The organism is Thalassomonas sp. RHCl1 (assembly GCF_947387555.1).
GTDB lineage: Bacteria > Pseudomonadota > Gammaproteobacteria > Enterobacterales > Alteromonadaceae > Thalassomonas.
Genome location: NZ_CANDNZ010000011.1, coordinates 112,336 through 132,239, shown reverse-complemented (window position 1 = coordinate 132,239; position 19,904 = coordinate 112,336). Strand labels below are relative to the sequence as shown.

Here is a 19,904-nt window from a genome sequence, read left to right as displayed (position 1 = left end):
AACGTTTGCACAAAAATATTGCAATCGTTTGCAAAGGTGCCTATATTGAATGTGGGGAAAGAAATCTTTCAAAACTAGAATTACGACTATTAAAGGCTAGTGTTACTAGATGCAATACTCGCCTGAAGAGGATGAAGTGATGACAAAGAATTTTAAACTATCTTCCGTTGCTGCAGTACTAGCCCTGGTATGCCAGCCGTTTAGTGCCATCAGTGCGGAACAAGAGACAGCAGATAATAGCTCGTCAGCACCCAAAACCGAAAAAATTGAACAAATCGTCGTTACCGGTACCTTCAGCGGTAAAGCGGTAAGAAAAGTGGATGCAGGTTACGCCATTAGTAACTTCTCCGAAGATGACATTAAAAAACTGGCGCCAAAAAGCACCGCAGATTTATTTAAAGCGGTTCCCGGCGTCTGGTCAGAAAGTTCCGGCGGTGTTGCCGGGGCCAATGTTTTTGTCCGTGGTTTTCCCAGCACAGGGGATGCGCCTTTCTTAACGGTGCAGTTACAAGGGGCACCGATTTTCCCGCCACCGACCCTGTCTTTTTTAGAAAACTCTTCAATATTCCGATTAGATGAAACCGTTGAATTTATGGAAGCCCTGCGCGGCGGTACCAACCCGGTTATTTCCAATGGTCAGCCGGGTTTGACTACTAACTTCTTGCTTAAAGAAGGCTCCGAGGATACCGAAGGTAAGGTAAAATATTCAACTTCAGATTTTGGCCTGCAGCGCTTTGACGGTGTGCTCAGCGGCGCGCTGGCAGACGACCTTTATTTTATGATCGGTGGTTATGTTAAAAGCTCACCGGGTGTACGCGATGCCGGTTTTAATGCCGAAGAAGGTCAGCAGTTCACCATCAATATCACCAAAGAGCTGGATAACGGCAAAATCAACCTTTATACCCGCCAAACCGATGACCACGGTGTCTGGTATCTGCCGGCGCCGATCAATGCTCCCGGCGTAGACAATGAATATGTGCAGATAGGCACCAATAACCGCCAGGCCACTATTCAGTACGGCCCGGACAATACCAGCGAAGCGTTTGATTTCGGTGACGGCCGTGGCTGGAAAGGTTCTGTTTCCGGCGGTAGTGTTGAACTGGAGCTGGACAACGGCTGGGATCTGGTAGACCGTTTTAGTTATACCCAGGGGGATGCCAATACTTTGGGTTTAGTGCCTAACGATAATGCCGTTGCCCTGTCCAGTGTTGCCGATAACGGCGCTACTGCCATTGGTGCGGTGACAGGTACCGAATATGCCGGCGATACTATGGTGCAGCAAATTGGCCGCTGGGTGGTGAAAAAAGAAATTGAAGCTTTCACCAATGATCTTGCCCTGACTAAAACCTTTGATAAAGGCAGCTTTACCGCGGGTTATTATAATTCAACCTACCAGTCTAAAGATTGGTGGTCGATAGGCAACCAGGCCTACCACGTGGTGGAAACCGGCGGTGAAATGCTCACCGGTATCGACTGTAACGATAATGCCGACAGCTGTGGCTGGAACTATGATATCAACAGTGTCGGTGACGGTACTACCCGTGCGGTATATGGCGCCCTTTCTTATGAAGTGACCGATAAACTCACCTTAGACGGTGGTGTGCGTTTCGAGCAGCATGAAATCGAATATACCGTGGATGAAGGCCTGACCGGCTCTATTTCCAAGGCGGTTTCTTATGATGAAAACGGTACTTCCTGGACCTTTGGCGGTAATTACTCCTTGACCAATGATTCGGGGATTTTTGCCCGTATCAGTAACGGTAGCAAGATGCCGTATTTCGATGATTTCCGCGATAACTTCGATGACTATACCAATGGCGAAGACCTGATCAAGGATGTACGCCAGTATGAACTGGGTTATAAGTTGTCAAAAGATAACTATAGTGTCTATGCCACTGGTTTCTTTAATGAAGTGGAAGGTGATTTAGAAGTGCCACGGCCGGGTGAGCCTGCGGTTGTCCGTACCACCCGGGCATATGGTGTTGAGCTTGATTTCACCTATTACAACGATGATGGTTTTTCCGTTAGCTTAAACTCTACCCTGCAGGACACCGAGATCCTTAAAGGTGAGGATGAAGGTAATGAATTACAACGTCTGCCTAAGTGGCAGGTGCGTATTACCCCCAGCTATGAATATGAGTTCAGTAACGGCATGTTGGCGACCATATACGGTACCTTGTCTGCGGTCGGTGACCGTCATTCAAGCAACGCCAACATCGATGAGCAGGAACTACCGGGTTATGAGAAAGTTGACCTGGGTGTGATCTTCGACGTTACCGATGAGGTGCAGGTGCAGTTTGCTGCCAACAACCTGACCGATGAAGACGGTTTAACGGAAGGGGATCCGCGTGACGCGCTATCGTCCAACGCCCGTTATATCCTACCAAGAAGCTTTGACTTTAGTGTCAGCTACCAGTTCTAAGGAAAGGCTGTCGATAGCAAAACGAGTTGAGGCAGCGCCTTAAAAAACCAGCTGTACGATAAAACCGGCCAGTGATAGCAATATCACTGGCCGGTTTGTTTTGTGGCAGGTTTTTTAATTTTAGCTTTATCGGGACATTTGGCTGATGTACTAAAGCTGGATTCGCTGTCATAGCCGTTTACCGTTAACTGCCCGCCTCTTGCCCTGTTTAGGCCTTAGTCAAGATTATTGCTTGCGGCTAAGCGATCTCCATTGCTCCTGCATTGCTTCTATTTTCTCCCGGTAGCCGATAACCTGATATTTGAGCCAATAGCACAGGTGCCTGATACCTTCACTGGTATGCTCCGTGATGCATTCGGGCTCGCGGGTAATCGCTGCGAATGCATCGAACAGGAAGGCGCATTCTTCACTGAACTTGCTAAAGTCTTCACGCAGGTCGGCAAAATCGTCCGACAGCTGCTCCTTTTTGACGGCCTCCTCCGTCAGGGGTAACTTTGATTCAGACATGAGAGCGGCCTCCCTTGTTATTTAACGGTGCATAGCTGCTGGTATAAGCTGCCGGTGAAAGCCGGGTGATGGGGGCAGGTATATTTTCTGTTAAACTTTCTGTTAGGTAAGCTTTAACCGATTGAAACTCTGGCATATCATTAGGTTTAGCCATGATGGATACCTCGTATATCTGTTGTGGTTAGCTGTCTCTGAGTGTTGTGAGCACTTAGGGGCAGCGCTTGGTTTATCTACTGCTTCTCTTCTTAAAGCACCTCCGCCGGTGAGTGATTTCCCTGTTAGTGATAGTACAAAATGCCGGAGAAATCAGGCTGGGGTGATATTTAATCTTTTTGCAAATCATCGATACTGTATGGCTTGGTGTACTATGAGTTTAACTCGCTGAAAATGCATCAATAAAGGAAAATCATTGCTATTTTGAATACTGCTAAAATGTTATAATTTTCCTATTATTCAATGTGGTAGGCGGTTATGCAGTTAATTAAACCTCAGGAAAGTCATCTGTTGGAAATGATGGCCTGGTTCTCCAGCGAAGACGAACTTAACGAGTGGTCCGGGCCGAATTTCCGGTACCCTTACGACTTATCTTCATTTAGCGAAGATCTTAAGCTTGATAGCTTAAATTCCTTTTCTCTGGTATCCGACAACAATGAATTTTGTGCTTTCGGCCAATATTACCTCAGGTTGGGCAGATGCCACCTGGGCAGGTTGATTGTAAACCCTAAATTTCGGGGCAAAGGCATAGCATCACAGCTTATGCGCAGTATCTGCGATTTGGGGCTGTTGCAGCTGAAGGTAAAAGAATGTTCATTGTTTGTGTTGTCTCACAATGAAAAAGCAATAAAGGCTTATGAAAAGTTTGGTTTTTCGTTTGCTGAGTATCCCGAAGAGATCACGCTTGAAAACTGTTTGTATATGATAAAGCCGTAAGCTGCGGGCGGTAAAAAAATGAGCAAAATACTGTTGAAATAAGCCGTGGTGTTTTGATATAAATTTTATTGTTTACTGCGCCCGGTCAAGCGCTGTGATGGCCATTTAAATAAGGAATTTAACATTGAAACTATTCAAGAATAAAAACTGCCTGTTGCTGTTGATGCTGCTGGCAAGCTGGCAGGGACAGGCCAAGGAGATGACATTCGGCGCGGGCGCCGATATGGCTAAGCTGGTTAACACCTCAACCTTGCTGGCAAACCCGGGAAAATATCAACAAGAGGCAAGTACGATCACCGGCAAGGTGGTGAAAGTATGCAAAAAGCGCGGTTGCTGGATGGATCTGGCAACGGATGGCAAGTATCCGACGTTAACCATTAAAGTGCCGGACGGAAAAATGGTGTTTCCTATGAGTGCTATTGGTAAAACTGTCTATGCCACCGGCACTTTGTCGGAGCAAAAACTGGATTTGGAGCAAACCAGGCAGCATTTGGCGCACAGGGCGCATGAAAATCAGACGGCCTTTGAGCCACTCTCGGTGACCGAAGTCATGACCTTGTACCGCTTTTTACCGCTGGGGGTAACTATCCCCGATTAGGGCGGCTATTTTGTCCGCCTGGGATTAATTTCAGCTGGCTCCATAAACTTGTTTGCTGCATAGAGTATATTCCCCGATGAAGCCTGTTAAGCGGGCTTTTGGCAGAGGAGTGCCCATTCATCATGTCATATGGAAAACGCCGAAAAAGCGGATATTAAGGCTCAGCCGTATCTTTTTCCGGACTGGGTTCAGTTTTTTTATGCAGCTCAGTAACCTTTTTTGTTCCTGAGTCGTCATCGCGGGCACGGTAGGCTACCTTGCTATAAGTTTTTAGCAGCGGCATCACTTTCTTATATTCCCGCTCGCTCCAGCTGGCGCCGTAGAAATTCAGCTTGTCGTTGACCTGGAAAAAGTGCTCTTTTTTACAGGGAATCTTCATGCCGTTGGGCAGCTGCATGATCAGCGAAGTGCCCAGTTCGTGCTGGGTAATAAAGCCGACGCCGCCGATACTGATATCCTTGATAATGGCCTGGGCCAGGAAAATATCGAAAAACAGCACGCGCCGGTAGATTTTTACCGGTACCCCCGAGGTCTGGTAGACCAGCGGCACTTCACCCGATTGGAAATGCCAGCGATAGTATTTGCGGTTGATGTCTTTACCAATATCCATATCAGTTACTTGTCTCATCCAGTAAAATTTGTGAGCGTAATACCGGCCGGTTTGCCCTGGCATCTTCAAAGGCATTGTTGATGACATTGCCTGAGGCTGTATCCGGGGCTTGAGTGTCGGCATCGGCCGGTGCCTGGTTAAACAGCAGGCTCAGCGCCTGTTCTGCCTGTTCGGTCAGCAATAATAACTCAATCCTGCGGTTGATGCTGGATTTCGGCTCTGCCTTGTCAATCAGCATAGTATCAGACATGGCCACCACCTGGGCGACTCTTTGCTTGGGCATGCCGCCGATTTCCAACATTTGTCTGGCCTGTAATGCCCGTTGGCTGGATAATTCCCAGTTGGTAAAGGCGGCGTTATGGAACTGGGCAGAATCGGTATGACCGGAAATCATCACCCGGTTGTCTATCTGGGCAAATATTGGGGCCAGTGAGCGCAACACATCCTGGAAAAACGGTGTCATCATGGCGCTGCCGCGTTTAAACATTTTATTTTCATCGTCATCGCGCAGCAAAATACGCAGGCCCTGAGGCACCACTTCTACTTCGATATTTTCCACCGCGCCTATGCTGTCGGCGATGGCTTCAAGCTCGGATGCCAGCAGCGCCAGTTGATCCGGGTTATTGACCTTGCCCTTAAACAGGGAATTCATTTCCGGCAAGTTGCCGTAACCATTGTCGCCTTCTTCATTGGCGGTTTTCTGGTTGAGGGAGCGCGCGGTTTTTTGCGACTTGCGGATGGCATCTGGATCGAGACGGTTGTTGGTGTCGAGCACGGAAAAGTCTTCGCCGAAGTCGATAGGGTGCGGGCTGTTGCTTAAATCAAAAGGGTTGTTCTTGCCGTCAAACACCGAATAGGTGCGCAGACGCTCGGTAAATTCGGTTCTTTCGTCGATATTCGAGGCGGCGAGGATCCACAACACCATAAACAGTGCCATCATCGCCAAAGTAAAATCGGCAAAGGCGACTTTCCAGGCGCCGCCGGCTTCTTTCTTTTGTTTACGCCGGTTTTGGCGTTTGATTATGATAGTTTCTGACATCAGGCGGCCTTATCGGTCAGCCATTTTTCCATCTCAATAAAGCTGGGTTTGGCTTCGCGGTCGATAAGTTTGCGGCCGGCGTCTACCGCCAGGATCGGCGACTTGCCGCTGACATGGGACACCATGATGGATTTAACGCATTCCAGCAGTTTGATCTTATGGCTGACCTTAGTGGCCAGGGCATTGCTTAACGGCTCGAACAGGCAATAACACATAAAGATACCGATAAAGGTACCCACCAGGGCGGCGCCGACATGCAGGCCTATCGCCATTAACGGGCCGTCGAGTTTCGACATGGTGATGATAATACCCATCACTGCCGCGAGAATACCAAAGCCGGGCATGGCTTCCCCTGTGGTGTGCATGGCTTCCGAGGGTTTTAACAGGTCTTCTTCCAGGGCAATAATTTCCTGCTCTAAAATGTTTTCCAGTTCATGGGCGGTGATCTTGCCCATAGACAACATGCGGAAGTTGTCGGTAATAAACTGGATCAGTACCGGGTCTGAATGCACCTTGGGATATTGCAGGAAAAAAGAGCTTTGCTGCCAGGACTCGACATGTTCGTCGATTGCCTTCATGCCCTGTTTGCGTACCATCTCCAGTAAGGCGTGCATCACACTCAGCAGCTCTTTCATGGTGGCGTTGCGGTCGGTTTTTTTACCGAACAGGTCCGCCAGCTGGTTTTTTAAATCGATTAATACCGTTTTCGGATGGGCCAGCACCATGGCCCCCATGCCGGCGCCGAAGATGATGATCAGCTCTGCCGGTTGCCACAGGGCGATCAAGCGGCCGCTGGCTAAAACGAAGCCGCCGAATACGCATATGATGATGATCCCCAGGCCAAGTAATTTTTGCATAAGTGTATCCTTAGAGCTGCTGTGCCAGCAGAGTGTGAAGATGTTTAACCGCCAGTTTATGTAACTGGCAAACCCGGGATTCGGTGATTTTTAAGGTCAGGGCGATTTCTTTCATGTTTAATTCATATTGGTAATATAAGGTGAGTAACAGTTGCTCTCTTTTATCCAGCAGCGCCAGGGTTTGCGCCAGCGCCTGTTTCATTTCGCCGTTGTCTGTATTGGAGTCGTAAGATAAAACATTGCTGTCTACCTGCAGCAGTTCGTCCAGGCTGTGCATTTCTTCGGCGACATTATCAAATTCCATCGCCTGTATTTGTTTGACATCAACCCCAAGGCTGGCGGCCAGTTCTTCTTCGCCTGGCTCTCGTCCCAGTTCTTTTAACAGGTTGCGGCGGGCGCGGTTAAGTTTGTGTGCCTGTTGCCTGGCCTGGCGCGGACGCCAGTCCTGACGGCGTAACTCATCGAGAATAGCACCGCGGATGCGTTTAAAAGCATAACCTTCAAAGACATCGTCGGGTTCGCTGCCGTAGCGGCGGATGGCTTCGAGCAAGCCCATGGTGCCGATTTGGATCAGATCTTCGTATGACTGCAAGGTGCTGACCTGGCTGCGCAAGTGGCTGACGGCTCTTTTCACCAGGTACAGGTATTTGATCAGCAGCTGCTCTTCCTCCTGACCGGGCAGGGTCAGATCTTCACTGTTTTCTTTCCAGGCAAGGCTCTGATTCACACGTCACTCCTACTCTTGTTACTGGATCACTAATTTAGTGATCAAGACGTCGTCAACGACATCCGGGATCTGATATTTTTCCAGCACCAGCTTCAGGGACTGATGCAACTCCTGCTGCAAACTGCTTAAGTCTTTGAGATAACCGCGCATGGACTGGAAATTACGCTGGCTTAAGTCTTTAACAAAATGGTTGCGGATCACTGGCAGAAAATGGCGAATTTGTGATAATGACGGCTCGTCGTGGGTTTCCAGGCTCACTTCCATCATCATGTAATAAATCACCTTGTCGCTTTCGACACTGATCACCAGCTTTTCCAGCGGATAATAAAGGGGGCGGTTTTGTTCGTCTGTCGGTTGCTGATTAAAGCTTTTCAGGATATCGCCGCCGAAATTAACGCCTGCATAACTGAGCCCGGCGACAATGATCAAGGTGGCTAATATGGTGATGACAATAACCTGGGTCTTACCCTGTATCTTAGATTTCAACTTATTACTACTCCGCTTTGGCTCAGGCTGAGACTCTGTTTTAGGCTAAGGCATTGAGCCAGCCTGTGGTTAAAGGAACTGAGCTTTGATTTATTTCAGTGGCTTCAACATTAGTAACAGCGACCATTTCCTCGTCATTCTTAAATGCCTGATCGGAAGAATCTGAGCCGACGTTGACATCTACCGAGGAGCCGAACTGATTTTCCAGCTCCTGGCGCAACCTGTCATTGGTTTCCTGTAGTGCTTCCCTGACCGCTGAGTTTGAAGCATTGACGCTGACCGACATGCGATCGCCCTCGATGCGCACCATCAGTTCCAGCCTGCCAAGTTCCGGCGGATCCAGGCGTATTTTTGCCTGCTTGATTTGCTGGTTGGCCTGCATTTCTATGCGGTCCTGCAGGGTATTAAACAGTTGTCTCGACCAGTTTTGCTTCTGACTGTCGAGCTTGAGCATGGACCACTCATATTTGCCGTTAGCCGTTTGTGAACGTTCCGCCAAAGTGGTGTCCGTCGCCAGTGTTGGCGTCTGGGCTTGTCCTGATGTGGGTGCCAGCCCCTCGACCCGGGCCGTGGCAGGAGAAAATTCTGTCATGCCCCTGATATCACCCATGGCCTGCCCCTGAAGCACAGAGCCCTGCACACCGTCTAATTTGCTGAGCATAGCGCCGCTATTGGCCAAGCCTTTATTGCTTAGCATGCCACTTTGCTCTGTCATCACCTGCATCTGATCGGTAGTAAGCTTGCCTGTGCTTTGCAGCCCTTGCTGGCGGTAGAGCAAAGATACTGCCTGGCTGGCCTGCTGTGCCTGTTTGCCGGGGTCAGTTAGCGTGGCGGCAGCCGTATCCCCGGCTGCTGGCTGTGAAAGGTTTTGGCTTAGTTGGTCTGTAGCCGTTGCCGGCATAACTGGCGTTTCAACCTTTACCGAAGCAGCCCGCTTATCCTCTGCTGTTAGCTGCGCCTGGGATGTCTGTATTTGCTGCTGTGCTTGCCTGATTTTTACTTCACTGTCGGCTAAAGGACGGATATCGGCATCAAGGCCTTTAGCCTCAGTGGTGTTGGTCAGGGCGACTGCCTGGTCAGTGGCTTCCTCATCAGTAAGCTGGCTATCCGGTAGCTTAAGCGCAACCTGTTCCTGTGTTTTATCTGCTGATAAAGCCGATTGCGGCATTAGTGTCTGCGGCTTAAGGATATCGCCGTTACCGGTTTCTGGAGCCGTTTGTTCCGGAGAAGCGTCACTGTCTGCTAATCTTGCCTGCTGGTTTTGTTCGCTCTGCTGCTTACTTTTTTCTTCGGCAGGTGCAGAGGTTTGCTCTTGCTTCAGGGACGATAATATCTCCTGATAGCTTTCATCTGTGGCCGTTTCGTTGCCCTGGCGGCTGTTTGCGCTGATATCATCAGACTTTACGGTATCCCGGGCTGAGGCATGGGTGTTAATTGGCAGCATATTATTGTTCGTCCATTTCCTGGTAAGCGAGTAAACCTTCCTTATTTTGTTGCAGGTATTTTAATGACTCTCTGATAGCGTCTCTGCCTAAGCGGCAGTCCTGCAATAACTTTTGGTGGCTTTGATATAAGGCATCCAGTTCGGTTTTCAGCGCGTTGCGTACTTCGGGTTTATCGATTAACTGGGATAATAATTGTGTTACTTTTTGATCGAGTTCAGCCACCCTGTTGATCTGGAAATCATTGGCGGCAACAACCATGGCTTTGGTTAATAAGGTAATATTTTTTCTCATTGATAAAACAAGTTTGTTTTTGTCCATGACACCTGACTTTACGCAAAGTTATAACGACCGGATTAAATGTTCTGACAATATTGCAAGCAATGCGCCAATTAAAATAACATTTAAAATCAGTGTGTTATGATGTTGCTGTGTAGTGGGGAGGAAGTTGAATTTCCGCTTGCGGAAGCGGGGTTGATACCGGGGAAAGTCAGTCTTTATTGCTTAATAGCTGTCGCGGCAATTTGATGATTTTCAGGCAAAAAAAAACCGGAGAATCTCCGGTGCCGAACTATTGAGGCTAAGAAAGATGATGATTTAGGGAGTCAACATCAAATTGCTTGTTACTTCTCGTTCTACTGCATTCATACCAGGCTGGCGTTATGCTGCCAGCCTCAGGTTATCAACAGGGGCGGCGTTAAGCGGCGTCTCTGCCCATTTGCTGCCAGCCCAGTTTGAGATTTTCCATCACGGTAAAGACCGAAGTCAGCTGCTCGGTTTCGTTGCTGATGCTGACCTTATACAGGGTCAGGGCGCAATACTCATAAAGGTTGTGCAGGTTGTCCGCCACTTCGCCCCCTTGCTCCATATCCAGGGCAGAATCCAGTCCGGCGAGTATATCCATGCATTTGCTGATCGAGCGGCCTTTGTGTTCGAAACGCTGTGCCTGGATATGTCCCTGGGCGCGCTCGAGTTCATCGAGAAAACCTTCAATCAGCATCACCACTAATTTATGGGGATCGGCGGTTGCCGCCTGGGCTTCGTTGGAGGTTTCCTGGTAGGCATCTAAACCTGAATTAAAGTCGTACATAGTGGATCCTTAGTTTCCTTATTTCGGGAAAATTTATGCCAAAAATTAGCTGGTTGTGCCGAAGCTGAACAGGCTGGTTGTTGCCTGCATTTGGCTTTCTAACTGATTCATTTGGGTAAATTGCATCAGGTAACGCTGGTAGGTATTTTCCATGCGTAAGTTTAGTTGTTCGGTTTTGTCATTGATGCGGTCAATCTCACCATTCAAAGTGGAAACCTTATCATCAAAAATACCGCTGGATTTGCTGTAAGGTTCGACTTTGGCTGCTAACTGGGTGACCAGGCCATCACTGGCCAGCAGCATGGTATCTAAAAGCGTGGGGTCGGCATCCAGGGCATCTGACAAGTCGCTGGTATTTAATGATAATTTTCCATAACGGTCAAACTCCAGGCCCAGATCACTTAAATAGGTACCTGAGGGTAAGTCAAAGAAAGCATTTCTGAGCTGGCTGCTCAGGGTGCGGGCGGTGGCGTCACCGGCCAAGGCGACATAGCTGTCGTCTTCCGACAGGGTATTGCCCTTGATTTCATCCATTATGTCGTTATAGGCGTCCACCAAAGACTGCATATTTGAGCTGATGCTGTCATCATCGCGGTTCACGGTCAAGGTTACCGGGTTACCGGCATTGGTCTGGGTCAGCTCTAAGGTGAGGTTGTCAACAACATCGGTGACTTTATTGGTGCTGGAAACAATATCTATGCCGCTGAATTTAAATTCGGCATCCTGCGCCGCGGTTAATTCTGTACTGGTGCTAATGGCAGTCTGTAATTCGGTATATTCGGTGCCGCTGCCGCCGCTCAGGGTCATGCTGATGGTATTGGCGGCGCCGGTTTCTTCACTGTTGACCACCAGTTTGACATTGGTTCCGGTACGGATAATCGATGCCTGCACTCCGGGATTGTCGGCGGCGCTGTTAATGGCATCGCGCAGTTCAACCAGGGTAGCACCGGCGGGTAAAGTACTTAAATCCAGATTCATGCTGGTACCGGCTAAATCTATATTCAAGTTACCGGCCGTCGGGGCTACCCAGGTTTCACTGGCAAAATCCAGCCCGACCCTGTGGGCCTGGGCAAGCTTGGACACTTCTACCGTGTAGCTGGCTGCGGTGGCGCCGTCACTGGTACTAGCGGTAAAATAGCCCTCCTGGCTTAAACTGGTGGTGGTGGCGTTGAGGTTATCGCTGTCGGCCAAGGCCGTTAAAACACTGTCAAAGGCACTGACCTTAGTATCCAGCGCTTGATAGGCGGTAATTTTATTTTGCGCCAGTGCTTGCTGGTATTGATATTGATTATCTAAACCGGCGCGTTCGGCGCTGACCAGTTGAGAAGCAAAAGAAGCCGCATCTATCATAAAACCTCCGGCGAACCCTGTGCTATTTCAGCATCCGCAATTAAAGTAACGTTAAAAATAAAAATAAAAATAAAAATAAAAATAAAAATAAAAATAAAAATAAAAAAAGCACCGGCAGCTTGATTGGGAGTAACACCGCCGGTACTTGACGCGTAAAAAGATTAACGCAATAAGCTGGTTACCATGCCGCTGATCTGGTTGGCATTACTTAATACCGACATACCAGATTGCATCAACATTTGGTTCTTGGTCATGCTTGAAGACTCAGAAGCAAAGTCGGCATCCATGATACGACCCTTAGATAACTCAATGTTCTGGTTCATGTTGCCCAAGTTGTTGATGGTATGGTCTAAACGGTTGATTGACGCACCGAACTGACCACGTAAATCACCGACATCTGCCAGTAAGCCATCCAGGTTGTCCATAGCTTTTGAAGCAAGGTCTTGCTGATCGGTAGCATTGAGGGTGGCCGACAAAGTATCGGTGGCACTGTCATAGGTCTTATAGTCGAAAGTCGGCGTACCCTGGTCATCGAAAATCGCCCCTAGAGTATCGACACGAGCCAGGATATCTTCGATAGAGCCCTGAACATCAACCGTCATGGTTTCTGAGGTTGAAGCGCCGATTTGGAATTTCAGGCCACCGGCGGCAAAACCTTCGGCATTGGTGAAGGCTGGTGTTGTGGTTGTGGTATCGACGGTAGCGCTGAATAATTTGTTGCCTGAACCGTATTCAGTATTGCCCAGGATGTTAGTCAGTTCAGATTTTAACTGTTGGAATTCATCGTTTAACGATTTACGTTCGGTATCGCCATTCGTGCCGTTAGCCGCTTGCGTAGCAAGGTCTTTCATACGGTGAGTGATGTTGGTGATTTCATCGAACGCGCCTTCACCGGTTTGCAACATAGAAATTGCGTCCTGGGCATTACGCATAGCAACTTGCTGACCGTTAGACTGAGACTGTAAACGTACTGCGATTTGCAGGCCGGCAGCGTCGTCGGCGGCAGAGTTGATACGCAGACCTGTACCTAAACGCTCCATCGCGGTAGATAACATGCTGTTGGTTTTACCTAGCTGGTTTTGGGTAACCAAAGAGGCATAGTTAGTGTGAATCGATAAAGCCATGTGGCATTCTCCTAGTGTTACTTAAGCACAACACGTGCTTTGATTAATCGAGCCGGGAATAATCGCCGGCCAGATCATTGGTCAACGAACCAACCAACGTTTAATTGACTCTGAAGCTCTGTCGGCAAATATATGGACGACTTTTGCTGCTACTAAGAGAAAGCGACCCCCTTAAGCTGAGACTTTAATCTTTTTTGTTTTTTTATTCTGTTGGGGAAGTTGGGCAAACACGCAGCCAAAAAATATATCGCAAGATGTGTGAATAAAGGCTTTTATCGGTTTTTAACAAGGATTTTTAAACGCTGAAGGTATGTGTATTTTTTTAGCCAGGGTGAAAAAAATAAAGTGGATGCGAGTTAAGACAAATAAGGAGATGGTGATAAATTTACTTTTGAATCTGTACTTTAAAAAAGTACCGGCAGCTGATAGGGAACAACACCGCCGGTACTTGACGCGTAAAAAGATTAACGCAGTAAGCTGGTTACCATGCCGCTGATCTGGTTGGCATTACTTAATACCGACATACCAGATTGCATCAACATTTGGTTCTTAGTCATGCTGGAAGACTCAGAAGCAAAGTCGGCATCCATGATGCGGCCTTTAGATAACTCGATATTTTGGTTCATGTTACCTAAGTTATTGATGGTATGGTCTAAACGGTTGATTGATGCACCGAACTGACCACGTAAATCACCAACATCCGCCAATAAGGCATCCAGGTTATCCATGGCTTTTGAGGCAAGGTCTTGCTGATCTGTGGCGTTGGCATCAACGATAGTGGTACCGTCGAATGTCTGGTAATCAAAAGTCGGCGTGCCCTGGTCGTCAAAGATGTTACCGATAGTGGCAACACGGGTGGCGATATCTTCAATAGATGCCTGAACGTCAACCGTCATGGTTTCTGAAGTTGAAGCACCGATTTGGAATTTCAAACCGCTGCCAGAAAAACCTTCGGCGTTGGTGTAGGTGGCTGCACCGGCGGCAACACTGGAATCAACGCTGAATAATTTATTGCCTGAACCGTATTCGGTATTCTTCAGGATATTGTTCAGCTCTGAACTTAACTGGGTAAATTCATCGTTTAATGATTTACGCTCGGTATCGCCATTCGTGCCGTTAGCCGCTTGCGTAGCAAGGTCTTTCATACGGTGAGTGATGTTGGTGATTTCATCAAACGCGCCTTCACCGGTTTGCAACATAGAAATTGCATCTTGTGCGTTACGCATGGCAACTTGCTGACCGTTAGACTGAGACTGTAGACGTACCGCGATTTGCAGGCCAGCAGCATCATCTGCTGCTGAGTTGATACGCAGACCAGTACCTAAACGTTCCATAGCGGTAGATAACATGCTGTTGGTTTTACCTAACTGGTTTTGGGTAACCAGAGAGGCGTAGTTAGTGTGAATTGATAAAGCCATGTGGCATTCTCCTAATGTTACTTAAGCACTACATGTGCTTTGGTTAATTGAGCCGGGAATAATTGCCGGCTAGCTCATTCGTCAACGAACTAACCAGCGTGTAACTTATTCAGTGACTCTGTACCAAGTTGATGTACTACTTGGTTGCTACTAGAACAAAGCGACAAGGTTTTTGGATTACTTAAATTTTTTTGATCTTTTTTTATTTTTCCTAATTGTTTGTTTACTCGCCAATGCTAACTCTATATATTCTCCCCTTTTTTGTTGGGTTAACTAATAATGCGTTTGATATCTTATGGCAGTGTTCTGCTGGTTGTTTTGATATTGATGACAGTTAAAGCACGGGCAATTACGATAAATGATGCGAACTGCTTGCAGGCTGCTCAGACTAAGGTGGCGGTGAACCAAACCATTGAATTAAATTGGTGCCAGGTGCCGGAGGCTGCTTATTATAAGGTTTATAATATGAGCCATTGGTTGACAGCTGATATCACTGACCGTCACTTTTCCGTTGATAACCTTTATATAGGTCTGATACGTTTGCTGGTTAGGGCTTGTGATCAGGCCAATACCTGTGTTTGGACTAACCTGATTGAAGTAAATGTTGTTCCGGAGCAACCTTTGGTTACAGAGTCAGGTATTGGAAATACCCGGCAGATAACGATAACGGGGCAAGGCGGCGAAGAAAAGATAAAGTATCGTATCGATGGCGGAACTATTGCGTATTATAGTACTCCCTTTACCGTTAATGCCGGAGCCGTTGTTGAAGCCTGGGGAGTTGTTGAAAACCTGCTAACCCGGCCCAGTATGGCTTATCTTGATTATGAAAGTGAAATAACCACTTTAAATACCTCTATACCTGCACCGGTTATCAAACCTAATGATGACAGGGTATCGGGGAGTGTCGGTATCACGCTTTCCTCTGGCTCTGCCGGCGAGCAAATTTTTTACACCCTCGATGGCAGTACACCCACGGAAAACTCTACCTTGTATAACGGAGTTATCACTTCAGAAAGTGATGTCACCGTGAAAGCTGTCGCCCAATCCAACGGTGGTGTCCTAAGTGATATTGCCGTGAAAAGCTATGATGTTGTCGCTATTCCTGCCGCCCCCCATTGCCTATCGGTTGTCGATAATTATGTTGGTGAAGATGAGGGAGTTACCTTAAACTGGTGTGAGGATGAAAATGCCAGTTACTACCAGATTATCAGCGGCAATAGCTATTTATTTAAGCGCCTGGAACAGGTTGGTATCGAGCTAGCCCCCGCTGTTGGTGTTTATGATTATCAGTTGCGGGCCTGTAATGAGTTAGGGGCTTGTTTATGGGGTAACAAGGTTAATGCCTGGGTGATTCCGGCGAAGCCAGAGATCACTCCTGGTGGTTTTTTTGCAGGTACTCTCCCCCTGATCACTATGTCCACTATTACTAAAGATGGTGAAATTTGGTATCGCATAGATGACGGTGACTTCGTGAAATACAGCCAACCTTTTACTTTAAGTCAAGGGGGGACTATTGAAGCGGTAACCAAGAAAATAGTGGTGAACAACGGGGTGTATTCATATGTTGAAGGAAAAAAGGTTTCTCAGACTTATCAATATAAATCGGCACCACCTTTTTTTGGTACAAATACAGGTAAGTTCTCAGTCAGTAGCAGAATACTGCTAAGGCACGATGTGCCCGGTACCGATATTTATTATACGCTGGATGGCAGTACGCCTACCACAGCTTCACACCATTATATCGCCGATGAACTGGTGATCAGTGAAACTACGCAGATTAAAGCCATAGCCGTTGAGCCAGGACTCAGTGTTACCAGTGATGTCATTGAAGCAAGTTTTGAAATGGTTCCTAAGCCTGCTGTTCCCGAGTGTTTTAAGGCGTTAAATAATACCGTTGTGGAAAATGAATTGATTAACCTGAATTGGTGTCAAGATGAACTGGCCAGTTATTATGATATTTCCGGCGGTAGCTGGCATGATGAAGTAGATAGCTGGCTTGTTAAAAACTATAAACAGGAAAGTATTACCTTCGATCGGGATGTTGGAGTCTACTTTTTTACCCTTTGGGCGTGCAATGAATTTGGTACCTGCGCCACTAGCCAGCAAATTAATGCCTGGGTTAAGCCATCTGCACCGACCATCACTCAAGGAGGCACCTGGCAGGAAGTTAATAACATTCCTCTGACCTTAGAGGTAGAAATTCAGCAAACCAGCCAGGCGACTGACAGTTATACCTATTACCGCATTAATGGTGGTGATAAAAAGCTTTATCAGCAACCCTTTATTATTTCGCGGACTTCCACCATAGAAACTTGGACCGAAAAGCAGGTGGTCAGGCCTAACAATAGCGGCTGGAATTTGCAAAGTGAAATCGTCAGTGAACATTATGTTTTTCGCGGGGAGCCTATGTCTGTTGAAACTTTTACCTGGCGCCCGGAAGAAGTCTTTGTTGAGGAACATGCCACTTTTCACTGGAATGTGAAGAATGCCGAAATCTGCTTTAATACCGGAGGGCCGATAGACGATGAAACTGGCGTTGAATTTCCTCCTTCGGGTAAGATTGTTCATGGTTCTACCGATCGAATTAAAACGGTAAAAGTAAGCTGGTACTGTGAAGATAAATACGGCAACCGTTTGCCGGAAAGCAGCGATGAATTTCTTACCGCGCAAGTTAATTTTATCGTGGGAGGGGCGCTAACGGATATTCCGGGCACTATAGATATCAGCTGGCAACCTGGTAGTATTAAATATGGCCAAACCGCCATATTGAAACGTGTTGCCGATGAAGTCAGGTACTGTGAGCGGGCGAATATCCCGGGAGGTCTTATCTCCCCGCGCTATAATGGCAATGGCTCTACGACCACCCCCGCATTTTATCCGCCTGAAACCAGCTATAAAGAGCAATGGTTTTGCCAGGGGCGTGACGGTAACCGCATTCCTGAAATTGAAGGCAGTTATCTTGAGCCGGTGTTAACCGTTGAAAAGCTTGACGCACCGCAGAATCTGCAAGTGACTACCGGAGAAAATGGGGCACAGCTGCTTTCCTGGCAGGGCGTGGATCATGCCCTGGGCTATCGTATCGAAGAGCGCTTAAATGGCGGCAGCTGGACACTGGCAGCGGATAATATCACATCGACTTCTTATAGCTTGCCTGACCGTTCCGACAGCAACTATGAATTTAGGGTCGTGGGCTGCGTTACTGACCCGGGAAATGGAGCCTCTTATTGTGATGGCGCCGGGCATTGGAGCGATACTGTCAGCCAGAAAATGGTAACCCTGCAATTTGAATGGCAGCCTGCGGTGATCAAGGTAGGCGAAAAAGCGGCTTTTTACTGGAATATTTCGAATGCGCAAACTTGCTATGCCGAAACTCATGGTGAAGGCGCATCGCTGGAACGTGAACCGCAAGGTATGACTGCTGAATTTCTTTACCAGGAAGCCGGAGTGTATGTTACCCAGTGGTGGTGCCGGGATCAAAACGGCAACCGTTATCCTGAGGATGAAAGCCAGTTTCTTGAAGCGACCAGAACCGTGTTGCCACTGAATAATGTATTAATCAAGACGAAGTTAATTGGGAAGCCGGTAGTGCATTAAGAATAACTGGCGTAAGTCAGGGAATATTTGAGGAAAGACATAAACCGGAGTGAAACATATAATCATCACTCCGGGATCTTTGACTTATTCTGTTTTATTTGGCAAAAACCTTCACCACAAACCGGGTGATGTATTAAGCTCATAAAAATCTTGAGTGTAGTAACCCGAGCGGCATTCACCTGTAGTAAGAGGCATTATAATTAGATTGGACTCTTGCTTCTCCATATAACTCCCCCTAGAAAAATATAAGTCGTTATTAAAATCGTGGGAGGTAAATACCTCAATTGGATTGGTATTAGATGCCAGCAAAGCCGTGCCTTGGCAACCTGGCTCGGTGAAATAAATATGAGGTGCCTTAGGTTGATTGATATCCGGCATGATCAAGTCGGTTATCTCCTTCATTAGCAAGATAGGCGATACTGCTTTTTCTGTATCATCCCTGAAAAAAGCAATCGACCCCAATTGAGTTACTTCATCGCTTTTATATAAATAAAACTGGTTGCCACTGTCGGCGGTTTTACCGGCATAGCTGCCCAAGGTCAGGGTGTCGGTTAATAATGTATGATCCTGCTAGCCGTCGCTGCAGCTGAGCACGTCCGGTGATTGCCTGTTGATTTTCAGCGGCTGGGGGCTGCCTTTTGGGTTAAGTATCGTTACTTCCGCGCTGTGAATAGCGCGGGTATGTGTTTTTAGTTTAAGTTTTTTTCTTAAGCAAGGCCACTGTGGTGTCGCGGGAAACATTGGCCTGGGCCAGCAGGGCGGTCAGGCGGCTGCCAAAATCTCCCTGCTGTAACGCCTGGCCGACTTGCTGCTCTACCGAGCTGATATCGACACTGGGCATGGCTGTTTGTGCGTCCTGGTTGATTTGTCCGATAAAATGACGCACCTGGGCGATGGTATTTTTGGTCTTGGTTTTGAGCTGTTTCACCGCGCTGAGGATTTCATCCGGCTGGTCGTTTTCTATGATTTTTGCCAGTTCGCTTAAGTCGCTGCCCTGAGGTTGTAATTTTACCGGTACCGGGTTGCCCGCCGGGATCCTGATGCCTTCACCGGAAAATAATACCGGCTCTTCCAGCATACGCTGCTGCTCAGCCGGCAAGCTTAACACCAGTTTTTGTCCGGTGGTGGTATGGGCGGAGATTTTTAACGGCGACAGTGCCCGGTTAATATTGTCGAGCATTTCTTTAGGCTGGCCATAAGCGGGTAAATGAAAACTGACGGACTTGCCGGCGGCAGGGATCACCAGGTTAACGGTTTCCGCTGCTTTTGGCGTCAACAGGTCGATATTTCCCAGCTGATATTCTTTTTGCTCTCCCTGGGGATTGAGTAATTTCGGCTGCAAGCTGCCACTGAGGTTATGACTGACTTTGGCTTCAAGCTGGCGGATTTGATCGGCGGTTTGCTGGGGATGGCGGACATTGGTTTTGCTGGTTTGGCCGACATTGAGCAGTCCCCGGTAGACCTGGGTCAGGCTGCGCTCTGCGCCCTGGGCCTGGCTGTGTTTATGTTGTAACTGGCCGATCGTTGACCACATTTGAAAGCGGTTGGTATCAACCTTGGCCAGTGTTGATCTGGTTCCCGCCCTGGCTTGGCTGTCTTTGTTGTTGACCTGACTTAGGGCGGCGGCTTTATTGTTTGCCGTCGGCAGTATGTTGCTACCTGCTCTTTCCTTGGTACCTGTCAGGTTAAGTTGCTGTAATAACTTCATAA

Annotated in this window: 19 protein-coding genes; 4 read left to right on the top strand and 15 right to left on the bottom strand. The window is 47.8% G+C overall.

The features are described 5' to 3' along the window. Positions 1-139 precede the first annotated feature (139 nt). Positions 140-2,422 carry a TonB-dependent receptor gene (locus tag QL234_RS24650; protein ID WP_281560414.1) on the top strand — a complete coding sequence of 761 codons (2,283 nt, stop codon included), beginning with the start codon at positions 140-142 and terminating at the stop codon, positions 2,420-2,422. 225 nt (positions 2,423-2,647) lie between these two features. On the opposite strand, the gene QL234_RS24645 is transcribed toward QL234_RS24650, so the two are convergent. Then, positions 2,648-2,929: a hypothetical protein gene (locus tag QL234_RS24645; protein WP_281560413.1), complete on the bottom strand. Its 282-nt coding sequence runs from the start codon at positions 2,927-2,929 to the stop codon at positions 2,648-2,650. After that, complete coding sequence (locus QL234_RS24640) at positions 2,922-3,083, bottom strand: hypothetical protein (protein WP_281560412.1); 162 nt, start codon at positions 3,081-3,083, stop codon at positions 2,922-2,924. Before QL234_RS24640 ends, QL234_RS24645 begins: the two co-directional genes overlap by 8 nt. Before the next feature lie 317 nt (positions 3,084-3,400). Here QL234_RS24640 and QL234_RS24635 point away from each other — a divergent pair, with 317 nt between their 5' ends. Together QL234_RS24635 and QL234_RS24630 are read left to right on the top strand one after the other, a co-directional pair. Further along, the gene (locus tag QL234_RS24635; protein WP_281560411.1) at positions 3,401-3,859 is read left to right on the top strand and encodes a GNAT family N-acetyltransferase; all 459 of its coding nucleotides are present in this window, start codon (positions 3,401-3,403) and stop codon (positions 3,857-3,859) included. A gap of 124 nt (positions 3,860-3,983) precedes the next feature. Then, entirely contained in the window at positions 3,984-4,457 is a 474-nt protein-coding gene (locus tag QL234_RS24630; RefSeq protein WP_281560410.1) for a DUF4920 domain-containing protein, read from the top strand. A 154-nt stretch (positions 4,458-4,611) separates the two neighbouring features. Here the strand turns inward: QL234_RS24630 and QL234_RS24625 are convergent, their stop codons facing one another. The 11 genes from QL234_RS24625 to lafA (QL234_RS24575) form a co-directional block, all read right to left on the bottom strand. Then, positions 4,612-5,067 (bottom strand): hypothetical protein, encoded by a 456-nt coding sequence (locus QL234_RS24625; RefSeq protein ID WP_281560409.1) that lies wholly within the window; start codon positions 5,065-5,067, stop codon positions 4,612-4,614. 1 nt (position 5,068) lies between these two features. Continuing rightward, positions 5,069-6,106, bottom strand: coding sequence for an OmpA family protein (locus QL234_RS24620; RefSeq protein WP_281560408.1), 1,038 nt, complete (start codon positions 6,104-6,106; stop codon positions 5,069-5,071). Further along, the gene (motA, locus tag QL234_RS24615) at positions 6,106-6,963 is read right to left on the bottom strand and encodes a flagellar motor stator protein MotA (RefSeq protein WP_044833733.1); all 858 of its coding nucleotides are present in this window, start codon (positions 6,961-6,963) and stop codon (positions 6,106-6,108) included. Before motA ends, QL234_RS24620 begins: the two co-directional genes overlap by 1 nt. Positions 6,964-6,973: 10 nt before the next feature. Then, a complete protein-coding gene (locus tag QL234_RS24610) occupies positions 6,974-7,690 on the bottom strand; it encodes a FliA/WhiG family RNA polymerase sigma factor (protein ID WP_281560407.1) in 717 nt (238 codons plus the stop codon). 18 nt (positions 7,691-7,708) lie between these two features. Further along, positions 7,709-8,176 (bottom strand): flagellar basal body-associated FliL family protein, encoded by a 468-nt coding sequence (locus QL234_RS24605; RefSeq protein WP_281560406.1) that lies wholly within the window; start codon positions 8,174-8,176, stop codon positions 7,709-7,711. 40 nt (positions 8,177-8,216) lie between these two features. Next, positions 8,217-9,620, bottom strand: a complete 1,404-nt coding sequence (locus tag QL234_RS24600; RefSeq protein ID WP_281560405.1) for a flagellar hook-length control protein FliK — start codon at positions 9,618-9,620, stop codon at positions 8,217-8,219. A gap of 1 nt (position 9,621) precedes the next feature. Then, positions 9,622-9,939: a hypothetical protein gene (locus QL234_RS24595; protein ID WP_281560404.1), complete on the bottom strand. Its 318-nt coding sequence runs from the start codon at positions 9,937-9,939 to the stop codon at positions 9,622-9,624. A gap of 376 nt (positions 9,940-10,315) precedes the next feature. Beyond that, the gene (gene fliS / locus QL234_RS24590; protein ID WP_281560403.1) at positions 10,316-10,708 is read right to left on the bottom strand and encodes a flagellar export chaperone FliS; all 393 of its coding nucleotides are present in this window, start codon (positions 10,706-10,708) and stop codon (positions 10,316-10,318) included. 45 nt (positions 10,709-10,753) lie between these two features. Then, entirely contained in the window at positions 10,754-12,058 is a 1,305-nt protein-coding gene (gene fliD, locus QL234_RS24585; protein ID WP_281560402.1) for a flagellar filament capping protein FliD, read from the bottom strand. 161 nt (positions 12,059-12,219) lie between these two features. Further along, positions 12,220-13,182 carry a lateral flagellin LafA gene (gene lafA, locus QL234_RS24580; RefSeq protein ID WP_281560401.1) on the bottom strand — a complete coding sequence of 321 codons (963 nt, stop codon included), beginning with the start codon at positions 13,180-13,182 and terminating at the stop codon, positions 12,220-12,222. A 464-nt stretch (positions 13,183-13,646) separates the two neighbouring features. Next, the gene (gene lafA / locus QL234_RS24575; protein ID WP_281560400.1) at positions 13,647-14,600 is read right to left on the bottom strand and encodes a lateral flagellin LafA; all 954 of its coding nucleotides are present in this window, start codon (positions 14,598-14,600) and stop codon (positions 13,647-13,649) included. Between the two features lie 465 nt (positions 14,601-15,065). On the opposite strand from lafA (QL234_RS24575), the gene QL234_RS24570 reads away from it, so the two are divergent. Continuing rightward, positions 15,066-18,194, top strand: a complete 3,129-nt coding sequence (locus tag QL234_RS24570) for a chitobiase/beta-hexosaminidase C-terminal domain-containing protein (RefSeq protein ID WP_281560399.1) — start codon at positions 15,066-15,068, stop codon at positions 18,192-18,194. A gap of 111 nt (positions 18,195-18,305) precedes the next feature. On the opposite strand, the gene QL234_RS24565 is transcribed toward QL234_RS24570, so the two are convergent. After that, complete coding sequence (locus tag QL234_RS24565; protein WP_281560398.1) at positions 18,306-18,731, bottom strand: hypothetical protein; 426 nt, start codon at positions 18,729-18,731, stop codon at positions 18,306-18,308. Positions 18,732-18,888: 157 nt separating this feature from the next. Continuing rightward, a complete protein-coding gene (locus QL234_RS24560; RefSeq protein ID WP_281560397.1) occupies positions 18,889-19,902 on the bottom strand; it encodes a hypothetical protein in 1,014 nt (337 codons plus the stop codon). Between the last annotated feature and the right edge of the window lie 2 nt (positions 19,903-19,904).